Annotated in this window: 11 protein-coding genes; 2 read left to right on the forward strand and 9 right to left on the reverse strand. The window is 37.4% G+C overall.

Going from position 1 to position 13,080, the window contains the following annotated elements:
* Nucleotides 1–480: 480 nt before the first annotated feature.
* A complete protein-coding gene (locus tag MHH70_RS02710; protein ID WP_107942720.1) occupies nucleotides 481–1,110 on the reverse strand; it encodes a hypothetical protein in 630 nt (209 codons plus the stop codon).
* A 42-nt stretch (nucleotides 1,111–1,152) separates the two neighbouring features.
* On the reverse strand, nucleotides 1,153–1,983 hold the full coding sequence (locus tag MHH70_RS02715) for a DUF2785 domain-containing protein (RefSeq protein ID WP_342472483.1): 831 nt from the start codon (nucleotides 1,981–1,983) through the stop codon (nucleotides 1,153–1,155).
* A 210-nt stretch (nucleotides 1,984–2,193) separates the two neighbouring features.
* On the opposite strand from MHH70_RS02715, the gene MHH70_RS02720 reads away from it, so the two are divergent.
* Nucleotides 2,194–4,089, forward strand: a complete 1,896-nt coding sequence (locus MHH70_RS02720) for a right-handed parallel beta-helix repeat-containing protein (RefSeq protein WP_342472484.1) — start codon at nucleotides 2,194–2,196, stop codon at nucleotides 4,087–4,089.
* Between the two features lie 292 nt (nucleotides 4,090–4,381).
* Here MHH70_RS02720 and MHH70_RS02725 read toward each other — a convergent pair whose 3' ends face one another.
* The 4 genes from MHH70_RS02725 to MHH70_RS02740 all read right to left on the reverse strand — a co-directional run bounded on the left by MHH70_RS02725 (nucleotide 4,382) and on the right by MHH70_RS02740 (nucleotide 9,758).
* Entirely contained in the window at nucleotides 4,382–5,824 is a 1,443-nt protein-coding gene (locus tag MHH70_RS02725) for an MDR family MFS transporter (protein ID WP_066163176.1), read from the reverse strand.
* A gap of 516 nt (nucleotides 5,825–6,340) precedes the next feature.
* Nucleotides 6,341–6,733, reverse strand: coding sequence for a nucleoside deaminase (locus MHH70_RS02730; protein WP_107942717.1), 393 nt, complete (start codon nucleotides 6,731–6,733; stop codon nucleotides 6,341–6,343).
* Nucleotides 6,734–6,766: 33 nt separating this feature from the next.
* Nucleotides 6,767–7,888: a radical SAM/CxCxxxxC motif protein YfkAB gene (gene yfkAB / locus MHH70_RS02735; protein WP_066163178.1), complete on the reverse strand. Its 1,122-nt coding sequence runs from the start codon at nucleotides 7,886–7,888 to the stop codon at nucleotides 6,767–6,769.
* Between the two features lie 61 nt (nucleotides 7,889–7,949).
* Nucleotides 7,950–9,758, reverse strand: coding sequence for a dynamin family protein (locus tag MHH70_RS02740; RefSeq protein ID WP_107942716.1), 1,809 nt, complete (start codon nucleotides 9,756–9,758; stop codon nucleotides 7,950–7,952).
* 353 nt (nucleotides 9,759–10,111) lie between these two features.
* Here MHH70_RS02740 and MHH70_RS02745 point away from each other — a divergent pair, with 353 nt between their 5' ends.
* The gene (locus tag MHH70_RS02745) at nucleotides 10,112–10,642 is read left to right on the forward strand and encodes a GNAT family protein (protein WP_107942715.1); all 531 of its coding nucleotides are present in this window, start codon (nucleotides 10,112–10,114) and stop codon (nucleotides 10,640–10,642) included.
* Nucleotides 10,643–10,760: 118 nt separating this feature from the next.
* On the opposite strand, the gene ribE (MHH70_RS02750) is transcribed toward MHH70_RS02745, so the two are convergent.
* Genes ribE (MHH70_RS02750) through ribE (MHH70_RS02760) form a run of 3 tightly spaced genes read right to left on the reverse strand, consistent with a single transcriptional unit; the run spans nucleotide 10,761 to nucleotide 13,076 of the window.
* Complete coding sequence (ribE, locus tag MHH70_RS02750) at nucleotides 10,761–11,225, reverse strand: 6,7-dimethyl-8-ribityllumazine synthase (RefSeq protein WP_107942714.1); 465 nt, start codon at nucleotides 11,223–11,225, stop codon at nucleotides 10,761–10,763.
* Nucleotides 11,226–11,240: 15 nt separating this feature from the next.
* Entirely contained in the window at nucleotides 11,241–12,428 is a 1,188-nt protein-coding gene (locus MHH70_RS02755; RefSeq protein WP_342472485.1) for a bifunctional 3,4-dihydroxy-2-butanone-4-phosphate synthase/GTP cyclohydrolase II, read from the reverse strand.
* Nucleotides 12,429–12,443: 15 nt separating this feature from the next.
* Nucleotides 12,444–13,076 (reverse strand): riboflavin synthase, encoded by a 633-nt coding sequence (gene ribE, locus MHH70_RS02760; protein ID WP_342472486.1) that lies wholly within the window; start codon nucleotides 13,074–13,076, stop codon nucleotides 12,444–12,446.
* Between the last annotated feature and the right edge of the window lie 4 nt (nucleotides 13,077–13,080).

Genomic DNA, 13,080 nt, shown 5'->3' on the forward strand with positions numbered 1-13,080 from the left:
ATTTATAAAGCTTCTTTTCTCCAGTTCTTATAATAACTTATTTTTATACATAAGTAAAATACATTAATATTATGTTTTGCGATAAGTTTTTTTTATGACCCTATGCAATAGCGTCAAGTGTATTGATTATCCTTTATTTTACAAAGAACACCTAAAATTTATTGATTTCCGTTACGGAGAATGCTTTCCTTGGGGTGCAGCCTCAACTAATTTATTTCGCTGAACGCCGAAATAAATGGATTCTCAGTTTGAAGCCTATACGATGTTGGTCAAGAAGGCGTTGCCACAGGACATGGCGACCTTAGCCTCCCTACCTTTAATCCCAATGGAGTCGCCTCCTTCACTGCCATCAACGAGCATTTGCCTAATAAAAAATATTCTCCCTATTAAAACATGCCAATAAATGGGCAAGCTTCACATAATCAACATACTTGCGCTAGTTTACTATTTTAGAGCCCCCATTAGAAAGTAATACCGGCATTAGCAAAGCTTGCTATAATACAGCTCTTTGCAATAGTATATTTCTTCTTGCTCATAAAACAGCTCATACAATTTTTTAGCTTTTTGCATTGCATTCATTAAACAGTAGTCAAGCTCCAATGATAAATTTGAGCCATTCGTCATTTGCTCCACTAAATCTGAGGACATTTTTAATAGCATATACTCTTGTCCCTTTTGTATACCTGCAGTACAGTTCGTCAGCAACATTGAAATCATTTGAAATTCATCTTTTTTAATATGAAGGCTTTGCTTGTACCAGTTTAGTACTTCCATCGCTATTGTAATTGCGGCAATATACGTATACTGTTCGCTATGCATTACTTCCTCCTTGCAATTTTGCATTAGCGGACGTTTCAGTAGCTCCCTGAACAGCGCACTTGTTGGATGATAGATATTGCTTTTTGAAGGGCAAATACGCAGCTCTGTATTTTCAGTAGAGAGAAATAGCCAATTACTGAACACCATGCGCCATTCCACATTTTCTGTAGGCTGATGTTCTATTAATGGTAATAAATATTGAAAGGTATCATATACTTGAAAAAACTCATCGATTTGTCCTTCTTCGATTGAAAAAATTGTATGATAATTTTGAATAGAATTACGTTTCATTTGGCACACCCTTTCTCTTTCGAAATATGCTTTTCTTTTGCATCACAATTTCGTCCACTTACCGATGAAAATTGAGACAACGCCTTGTAATTGGGGCATTTTATGCGAAAATTTCAATGTGAAGTACAATGTACGCATAAAGCGTAAAATATTTGTTCTTGCATGGAAAAACTGTGCAGTATAGCCTTCGTTATTACGTTGAAAAGCTAATTTATCAAATACTTGTTCCACCCATTCAATACATACTTCTTCTGGAAAATCAGTTGTGATTAATTGCTCAAAAACTTGCGCTAGGCGCTCTTCCTCATCATCAAGAAAAGCTGTCCCTTTCCAAAATGTTGCCTTAATCCCTTGTAAAATTACAGGAACTAAATGAGGTGGAAAATGTGGGTGTGCCAGCATCGTAGCAAGTAAATCAGCGCCATGCGCCACGCTATGTGCCCAGCCCTTGCCTTGGACAAAGCCTCGAACATCTTGCTCCTGCTCTAAATAACGGCTCGCTTCCACCATAACAAACTGCGCTTCCTCTTTTGTTAAAAATGAACGCTCGCGATCAAAATATAATAAATAAACGAGCCAAAGTGCTGAAAATGAACGTGTAAAAACGCTCTCCTGATCGCTATTTGTCATGTTTTTAAATAAATAATCATTTGTTGGCAATATAAGTGCCGTCCTCACTAGCTGTTCTTTCGACCAAAGTCGCTCGGTTAACAGCTCCCCAAAAAGCCGATACACGATTTTATCGTGATGCTCTTCATTTGCATAGCCTATATGCTGTAATAACTCGCTTAATACTTTCTCACTATGCTGTTGCATATATTGTTTTCTTTGCTCGTAATCCATTTGCAGCAATGGTTCGTAAATCGTTGTCATACTTGCGCCTCCGTGTATATCTACTTCTATTGTAATAGATGCCCAATTATTTTCATAGCATTAATCAAATAAAAGTTTGTTTTTTAAGAATTTTTAGATTTTTTGTTTTTTGACTAATCACACTTGAAACTTTTCATTATTCACTTGAAAATTCTTTACTATTTTTGGTCATACTGACAAGACAATTAGATGAAATGAGGTTTCGTTACAATGATACATAAAGTGTCTGCTTCAAAATTTGCTTTTTTTAAATCACTATCCACTACTTTAAAAAAGGCACAACATAACGATAGTTTAATTTTAATGCCCGGTCAATATAATACGCCGCTATGGATTGACCAGTCATTAACTTTAAAAGGAAAAAAAGATTCGACCGCCATTCTATCAGGAACTATAAACATTCCTAAAGGGGTTATCGTTCACTTTGAAAAGTTAACCTTTCGACATGATATTAAAATTATCGTTGAGGGCGCTGTTCTGTTTCAACAATGCTACTTTGAAGGAGACACACTTAACGAAGGTATAATCGTCTGTCATGGATTGTTGAAAATGACGGAATGCACTTTAGCAAATACGCCTATTTTATTAAAAAAGGGCAGTGAAGCGAGTTTGAGTCACTGTCACTTAACAGCATGTCCTGCCACACATATTACTGCAACAAACGCCCATCTAGAGCTTGTCTCATGTCAGCTTAAAGATGCGCAACATGCAATTGTACTAAAAGAAAGTGCCAAGGCGAGTATTCAACACAGTCATTTTACGAAACAGCGCTGTACACAGTTACTTATTGAAAGCACGAGTGAGCTTATTATAAATGATAGTACGATTGAGCATGGTGGAAACAGCGCTATAGATGCTAAGGATTGCTGTCAAATAAAGCTACAAAATACAACCATACAACATCATCGCGCTTCACAAATTGGGTTACAGGGCAGTGTATTGCATATGGACAATTGTAAAATCCAATACGGTCAAAAGTACGGCATACAACTCGCTTTGTTTTCTGAGGCCGCTATTTATAATTGTCATTTTTCACAAAATTATAATGCGCATATTTATGGTAATGACCAATCTGCATTATTCATTCAAACGAGTACTTTACATGGTTCTTCAAAAATTGGTGTGGAGCTACATAAACAAGCTGTTGCTCATTTTTCTCGTACAGCGTTTAAACATAACGAGCTTATCCAATTATTATTGTCAGAACGGTCAAGCGTTTCCGTTGAACAATGTACATTTTGCACCGGACAGCTAGGTATCGTAGCACAGCAACATTCACATTGCACTTTGCTACGTAGCGTTGTCAGCGGTCATATTCAATCAGCCATAACAATTGACAATAGCGAGCTTATTGCATTCGACAATCAATTCATAAGAAATGACGGCCATGGCTTAACAGCGCAGCAAGAAGCGGCGGTTATGATTGAAAATAACCACTTTTCAGATAACAACCTATCACATATTAATGCAACGCAAAAATCAAGTATTACTATTCATAAAAGTAAATTCATTCGTGGTAAAGGTATGTATATCGCAGATTCCTCTCTATTATATATGACAAAAAGTACAGTTTATGACGAAAATCATACACAAATTATAGGAAATAATTCGACAAAAATTTATATTGTCGACTCCAAGCTTAAAAATGGACGTTTTGAAGCCATTAAAGCGGCTAATAATTGCTTCGTCCACATTACACGTAGCATCATATCGGCGCACCTTTTGCAACAAATTGTGCTTCATCATAGCTCACTTGTCATGCTTGATAGTACCATTGAAAAGGGGCTCCGAAATGCACTTACGCTTACGGATTCTTGCGATGCTCGCATTGAAAATTGTCAAATTACAGAGCATAAAGACACACAAATTATCGCGACGCTACACACTAAGATTAAGCTGCTGCAAACACAGCTGTTAAACAAAAACACAATAAATATAGCTATTTCCCACTATTCTAAAGCTTCTATTGAGCACTGCAAGATAACGAATAATAAGCAATTAGCAAATGTGCAAGCAAGACATTTTTCTGAAATGACCATTCAGCATTCAAGGATTAACAATAAAGATAGTCAGCATCTTTTCATTGATGAGGCTAGTGGAAATTAAATATGAATATTCGTTCTGTATTTATTCGTCAGCTACGCCTTATCTAACCCTTTTCTAAATTTAGCTTTAGGTACACATTCTGTGGCTAGGTTAATAGTTGATGGATTTTCTTTCACCGTATGCATTTATTAGAGGTCTTGTCATCTATATGAGGGAGGGGGTTCTATACCTGTCTCCTTGCTATCGGTACGAAAACAATGTGCTCCTGCGGTTACCCGTCTCAGAAAAAATTACTGAAAGAAATTAAAAATGGCTGCCAGAAAAATAATACATTTTCTGAACAGCCTTTATTTTAAATCCGCATTTTTGACTTTGTCGCAATAAAGAACGAGAAAATAAATGCGCATACGGCGAATAATAGAGCCGCTATATAAATATAGCTAACCCCCCCAGCAATTGTTTGCTGTAAAAAGCTAACTTCATCTGCACTAAAGCCGCCCTTTGCAAATTCACCATTTAATTGAATTTCCCCTTTTCCTAACGAGGCCATCTTATCACTTGTAATCAGGTTAAAAATCATCCCGAAAAAAGCTGCACCGATAGCTTGGCTAAATGTATTTGTAAAGGAATTCAATCCAATTGATGTACCAAGCTGCCTCGGATCAGCCACTTTTTGAATGGAAATCATTAGCATAGGCATAATAAAGCCCATCCCAAGTCCGACTAATGAGGAGCCGATATAAACGCTCAAATCGCTAGAGCCGGCAGTTAATCTGGCAAGTAATATTGTACCAATAGTAAGCAATATCGTTCCCATTTGGATAATACGTTTATTCGTTAAGCGCCCGATTAAATGACCTGCCATAATCGAATTGACGGTCCAGAATATTGACATCGGCGTTAATAATAAACCAGCCTGTGTGGCATTTTTACCGAGTACACTTTGGGCGAATATCGGAATATATACTGTAACTCCAATCACAATTGACATCGCACAGAGCGTTAAACCGTTAATAACCATTAAACGCCCATTTTTAAACAATGTTAATGGAATGATTGGCTCCTCTGCCTTCAACTCCACTCTTATAAAAGCGGCTAAAAATCCAAGTGCTACTGCATACATAATAAGTGAGCTACTCTCGAACCAAGCCTGCGTTTTACTGTTGTCGATAATCACATATAAAAGCGCAACCATCCCAATTGTAAATAAGACAGCACCTAAATAATCAATTTTCCGCTTCACTACCTCCAATTGCTCACTGTAATGCTTGGCAATTAAATAAATAGAAGCTAACCCAAACGGCACATTGATGAAGAAAATAAAATGCCATGAAACTTGATCGACGATAAAGCCTCCACATAAAGGACCGATAACCCCAGATACGCCCCATACCATGCTTAAATAGCTTTGCCCTTTAGCGCGCTCTTTTTCCGTTTTAAATAACTCCCCAACCATCGTTAATGTAATTGGTAAAATGGAGCCAGCCCCAATCCCTTGAACGGCGCGGAAAACAATTAATTGCTCCATCGTTTGCGCTAACCCACATAAAATGGAGCCAACTAAGAAAATAATAATACCGATAATAATCATTCGTTTACGTCCAAATAAATCGGCCAGCTTACCAAATATAATTGCTGCAATTGCTGAAGCTAATAAATAGGCAGAATAAATCCAACTTATTAAATCAACGCCTAATAAATCAGCGGTTATACTCGGAATGGCTGTACTAACAATTGTTCCTTCAATTGCCGCTAATGCTGTTACGAGTAGCAATGCGATAAATACTTTATTCATTTTGTCACCTTTACCTTTCCTGCATGTCATACATTAACAATTTTAAGGAGAAAATGAAAGAGGAAAGATAAAAAAAAAACGCTAACAGCGATTTTTTACATTGCAGGATGTATATGCGGATTTCCAGCTTTCGTAAACTAAAAAGGAAATCTTTGTTTTGACAGTGTATTGACGGTAAGGTTTTTTATTTCTTTCTTTTTGCTACAACACTATCGCTACTGTCCGAGGGGCTGTCCAAAAAGCCGTGCATAGCCGGCATTTTGGATAGTAGCGATGATGTTTCGCAAAATGGAGATTCATATAAACAGAAAACGCCTCTTTTAAAAATGGGATGAACATTGGCTTTAGCAGTGTTATCCTTCAGTAAAAGGGAAGCAATGAAAACATTCATTTCAATGCGGTGGAAAAACAAAATGGACTTTTCGGACAACTCCATTGGACAGCGCCTAGTCTTCTCTATTTCAATAAGCTAAATTGGTGGTCAAAAACTAGCTATGTGCGACTTGCCTCTTAGCCCTATAGCTTACGAATTTGCATCATTGTCCGCTTTGCTTGGGGAAGCTTTAGCTCCTCATAAATAGCGGCAGATAGGCCACCTGGAACGCAAGGAGTTGCATAATATACTTCTGAAATATTTGTTAAGTACATTGTACCAAGACACATTGGGCAAGGCTCTCCGCTCGCATACATAATATAGCCCGATAAGTCGAATGTTTTTAGCTTTTGGCAAGCCTCCTTCACTGCCAATGTTTCTGCATGTGCTGTCGGATCAAATGTTGCTTCTACCTCATTTACCCCTACTGCAATTACTTCTCCATCCTTGACAAGCACCGCCCCATAAGGTTGCTTGCCTTGTGCGGCATTGTCTTCTGCAAGCTGAATCGCTTGTGCCATAAATTTTTCATGCATACAATTCTCTCCCTTCAATAGCGTTGAAATTTATTAGTGACCAACACCTACAGCTCGCACTGTTCCACTTGTAAATTCTTTTGTTGGATAGTACATATTTTTTACAATAATATTTGGCCCTAAGCATTTTACTGCTGGGCAATGGCAATTAATACTGGATGAAATATTCGTGCTTAGCCATTTCTCATAAATATCTTCCAATGAGGCAGTTTGAATATTGCCTAATGCGGAGCCATCATCAGCAAAGTCTGATACCGATACATCACCTGTGAAAATGTTCAAATTCATACGTGAACGACCGTCTACATCATTACGAATCGTAATATTTGACGCATTGCGGATACGTGCCAGCAAAGCTTGGTCAAGCTCATCTGTACTACATGGATAAAACGGCAATGTGCCAAATAAAATCCAAATATCTTCATTGCGGAAATCTAGAATTTGATTGACTGCAGCCCGGTACTCATTCAAATTAATCACATCGAGTGCGCTTGCAAAATCGCTTGCATACATTGGATGTATTTCGTGGCGCTTACAAAGCATTTCATTTGCCACTTCATCATGAATTTTCTCGATAAATGGTAATGTATTGCGATTTAGCATCGTTTCTGCTGATACGAATAACCCGCCCTTTGATAATTCACGGGCATTATCAAAAATATTACGATATAGCTCGGCTCTTTTTTCAACAGGTGGCTTTTGTTGCATCATCGCAAAGCCTGTTTCTACAAATTCCTTTTCATCGCACCAATTATGTGAAATGTGCATCACATCCAAATAAGGTGCTACTAGCTCATAATGCGACATCGGTAATGTTAAATTAGAATTGATTTGCGTTTTGATGCCGCGGTTTTTGGCATATTTTAGAAGCGGTAATAAATTATCTCGAATGCCTCGTTTTGTTAAAAGAGGTTCACCACCTGTAAAGCTCATCACACGTAGTGTTTCAACACGGTCAAGTTGTTTAATAATAATCTCACTAGGAATTGCAGGTGCTTCCTTTGTTTGTAGCGTGTAGCCAACAGCACAATGAGCACAGCGCATATTGCATAAGTTCGTCGTTGTGAACTCAATATTTGATAAGGTTAATTTGCCATAGCGATCAATATCATGATAACTCTCCCATTGATCATGAGGTTTATACAATGTATTCATAAAAAACTCCCTTTCTACATATACGATTTTCGCATAGTTTAGGGAGTTTATCAATTACGCCTTATAGTAGTTTTTCGGGAAGCTCTGGTAGCTCCGCTGATACGACATCCGCCTCCGTTAAATGCAATGGCTGCAATTTATACTTTGAATCAAAATCACATTTTATAATTGTATGCTCATTCAATAATGTTGGCATTTGCTCGTTAAGCTGCTGATGAGGTAATGATAGTGCCGCAATGGCATCAATTGTTGCTAGTGTGCTTTCAAGCTGCTCTGCTGATAGCAAAATATCCTCGCTCTGTAAAAATGGACGAATCGCATCGCGCACAAAGTTTTGTGCCTCAACAATGCAAGTAAATTCATTTAATTTATCGGAATAGGACTGCATAAATGTGCGCTCTCTTAGCTGTTGCCTGCTTAAATCATTCACTTGCTGCAAAATTGCTTGTAATCGCCCACCTGCTAGTGCAGTAATATGATTTTGCACTGTGTATAATTGACGGAAAATATCCTTTTCCTTTTCTTTAATTATTTCAAATAGCGTGGCACATTGCTGCTGTAGCTCATCAAGTCGGCCAATCTGCTCTGTAAAATAATCAGTTAGACTATTAGCGTTATGCAGCCCTTCTACAAGAGGTACACTGTATGTTTTTTCAAATTGCTTATCGACCTGTGCAAGTAACTGCGCATATTCTGCATGGCATTTTCGATAATCACGAACCGCCTCTTGATAAGCAATAGCCTGCCCCTCAAATTGTTCAATCCTGTCATCACGTAAATACAATTCAGTTGCTAAAACTTGTAATAACTGATATAAAGTTTGGACTGATTTTAACACTTGACTAGCTTGCTTGTACTCCTCTTCAAATTCAGCTAAAATCGCCATATCTCGCTGTTGCAATGAAAACTCTACATTCGCTTCCTCTACGTATTTCTTTATGCTTTCAAATGCAGATAAATAAGGCTCCCGCTCTGGAATCATTGCGAATTCACTATACAATCGAGTTAACCATCTACTAAAGCGCTCTGCCGTATGCTGCATTTTTTTTGCAGGATTGTGAGCAACCTCTTTCACTAGTTGAGCAAGCTGTGTAATATTTGAATCAATAAGAAGCTGTGTATTATTCGTTTTTTTCGCCTCAATTGCCTGCAAAGCAGAAACACTAAGCATTTCCTTACACAGCTCTCCGTATCGCGCTAGCTCCTCTTTCATAAAATTGCTAGTGGTCGCCGCACGCTCATCGACAGCATTAACAATAAAGTATGGCTTTATATTTTGTTCATTCATTTTAACTAATAAATTATATTCATCTAAGGTTGCAGCAGAGCCATTGCGCAATACCCAAAATACTTCTTGCACCCGCTCCAACATGACGTTGGAAAAATAAGCAGTATTATCCGCGCCTACTTGCAACGCAACCGTATCCACAATTGTTGCATGCTGCAATAACTCATGCTGAATATAAACTTCAATATAATCTAAATGCTCTCGAATAATTTGAGCACTAAAAGTGTCGCCTGTTGTTAGTAGCTGGATTTTATCAATATCGAATGTCGCAATCATGCCATCATAAAAATATGCCTTGACACATTCACGCTCACCGTACTTAATCAATGTATTAACACTAGTTGGATTTTTCGTACTTACAGACAGTAATTCTCTCCCTAATAAAGCATTAATAAGTGTCGTCTTTCCAACACGCTCTTTTCCTAAAAAAAGCAATGCTTCTTTCTCGCGAGCGTCCTCAATAATTAGCTTTAGGCGCTTCGTTGTATCAGTTATATATGTATTTTGTTCTAACATAACATGCAGTGGCTTCATGCGCTCAATAAGTTGATGTAATGAATTTGTTTCCATATTTCGCTCCACTCTCCCATCTCTTTTTAGTGCGGTGACGTAGCCCCTCTAGTTACTATTATTTATGGCTACTTTTAATGATAAGTCTAATTTGCTTAAAGATGAAAAGCAAAAAGACCTAAATATGAACCACGTAAATGATAATAATAAAATTTTAGTAGGACAATACGCATAAATGTACAAATTTTGATAATCATTCATTGTTTGCCAGCTTAAAAAGAATGCAGCAAAAGCAATTTTAATTAAAGGCTAAAAAAAATTTTATTTTTTGCTATAATACAATTATTCCAATTTGAAGGGACTGAACTATGCGCGGATGACAATATTTTTTATTCAACCTATAAAAAATATTGGAGGTAAAAGTATTGATAAAAGAATTAAACACCAAAAGACTGCATTTAAGAAGAATGCAAGTTTCAGACTCACACAGCTTATTTAAAATTTGGTCTGACCCGGATGTAACTAAATTTATGAACATTTCTAATTTCACAGACGAAACACAAGCAAAAGAAATGATTGAGCTCCTAGAAAATTTAGCTCAGGCTAATAAAGCAATTCGCTTCAGTATGATTGAAATTAAATCCCATGAAATAATTGGTACTTGCGGATTTAATTCAATAGACTTCGAAAACTCGAAAGCAGAAATCGGTTATGATATTGCTAAAGCCTATTGGGGCATGGGTTATGCTCCTGAAGGTATTAAAGCATTGGTTCATTATGCTTTTGAAAACTTAGGGTTGAACAGAATCGAAGCAAAGGTAGAGCCTAGCAATGCCAATTCAATCAAAGTACTACAAAAACTTAATTTCACATTTGAAGGAACGCTTAGACAATACGAAAAATCTAAAGCAAGCTTTATAGACATCAATATTTACTCGCTCTTAAAAACAGATTAAAATGAAATTTATTAGGCTGTCTAAAAAGTAGTGTCCTAACTTACTTTTTAGACAGCCTTACCGCTTGGTAATTCAGAGAATTAGAGACACAACGCTTACATATTGAAGTTATCCCAGCTTAAAACATTTTTGATAAATTAGCCATCTCAATTGCAGCAACTGCAGCATCATAGCCTTTATTACCAGCTTTCGTTCCAGCTCTCTCAATTGCTTGTTCGATTGTTTCGGTTGTAACAATTCCAAAAATAGTTGGAACACCCGTTTGCAGACCTACACTAGCAATTCCTTTTGCGGACTCGTTGCAAACGTAATCATAGTGCGTTGTAGCTCCACGAATAACTGTACCAAGTCCGATGACAGCATCATATTTTTGAGATTCTGCCATCTTTTTTGCTATAAAGGGTACTTCAAACGCTCCCGGTACCCAAGCCACATCAATAGCATCTTCCTCTACGCCATGGCGTTTTAAACCGTCAATTGCACCGGCTAATAGTTTATCATTAATAAATTCGTTAAAGCGTCCAACAACAATACCTATCTTTAATCCTGTACCTACAAGCTGTGCTTCAAATGTTTTTACCATCAATAATTCCTCCTTTTATAATAAATGTGCCATCTTCTCTTTTTTTGTATTTAGATAATTAGCATTTTCTTCTACTGACCCCGTAATAAGGGGTACACGTTCTACTACTTTTATACCGTATCGCTCCAGCTGCGCTACTTTATCTGGATTATTCGTTAATAAACGAATTTGTGTTACCCCCAATTCTATTAGCATTTGCGCACATAAACTGTAATTGCGTAGTTCACAAGCAAAGCCAAGCATTTCATTAGCTTCTACTGTGTCAAAGCCTTTTTCTTGTAATTCGTATGCTTTTAATTTATTTAATAACCCTATTCCTCGCCCCTCTTGCCGCATATAAAGGATGGCCCCTACTCCTTCCTGCTCGATTTTAGCAAGTGCCTGTTGTAACTGAGCTCCGCAATCACAGCGTTTTGAATTAAAAATATCGCCTGTTAAACATTCAGAGTGAACACGTATTAGCGGTGCTTCTACATTGGACAAATCCCCTTTAACAACAGCAACATGCTCCTTAAAATCAATTGGATTAGCATAGCCAATCATTGTAAAATCACCATAATGTGATGGCAGTTGAATTGCTGCTTCACGTGAGATAATTAGCTCTTTTTTAAGACGGTATTGAATTAAGCTTTCTATCGTAATAAGCTTCATATTAAAATCTAAGGCCATTTTTTTTAATTGGGGTAGACGAGCCATCGTGCCATCCTCATTCATTATTTCACAGATAACCGCAGCCTTTTTACTTTCACTAAGTATTGCTAAATCTACCGCTGCCTCTGTATGTCCAGGTCTTTCGAGTACCCCATTCTTTTTTGCGATTAAAGGAAAAACATGCCCCGGACGACGGAAGTGCTGTGGCTCCGCCTTATCATCAAGCATTTTTTCGATAGTTAATGCTCTTTGAAAAGCACTAATTCCTGTTGTAGTATCAATATAATCAATACTTACAGTAAATGCCGTTTGATGCTTATCCGTATTATTTGTAACCATTGGCTCAAGCTGAAGAGTTTGCGCTATTTGTAAATCAATCGGTGTACAAATTAACCCTTTTCCATACGTTGCCATAAAATTAACCACATCGGGCGTGGCATATTCAGCTAATGCAACAAAATCGCCTTCATTCTCACGATTCTCATCATCTACAACAATAATCACTTTCCCCTGCTTTAAGTCAGCAATTGCCTCTTCTATCGTATTAAACATAATATTATCCCGCCTTTAAAATCCATTTTGTTGTAAAAAATCCTCCGTTAACGTTGTTGATTTTGTTTGTAGCTGCTTGGCAATGTATTTTCCTAATAAATCTGTTTCTATATTGACTAGGTCACCTTCACGTTTAAATCCAAGTGTTGTCTGATTAAATGTATGTGGAATAATCGAAATCGTAACCATTTCTTTTTGTAAATCAAATATTGTTAAACTAATACCATCAATTGCGATTGACCCACGTGGTATACAAAGTGCAGTTGATTCATGAGATGTTTTTATATTAAAATAAACTGCATTCGCGAACGAACGTTTACGTAAAATAGTCCCTACCTCATCAATATGCCCCGATACGAAATGCCCCCCAAAACGCCCATTAGCAGCCATAGCACGCTCTAAGTTAACAACGGAACCTATTTGCAATTGCGATAGTGAGGTTGCATGGACCGTCTCAGGCATAACATCTGTCGTGAATTTCGTATTTGTAAAGCTTGTTACAGTTAAACATACTCCATTTACAGCAATGCTATCGCCAACTTTCAAATCTACTATAACTTTTTTAGCGCCAATTGTAAGAGCGATTGATTCCTGCCCTTTTGCCATTTTCTCAATCGTACCAAGCTCTTCAATAATTCCAGTAAACAACTGT

This window comes from Metasolibacillus sp. FSL H7-0170 (genome assembly GCF_038593115.1).
Classification (GTDB): domain Bacteria; phylum Bacillota; class Bacilli; order Bacillales_A; family Planococcaceae; genus Metasolibacillus; species Metasolibacillus fluoroglycofenilyticus.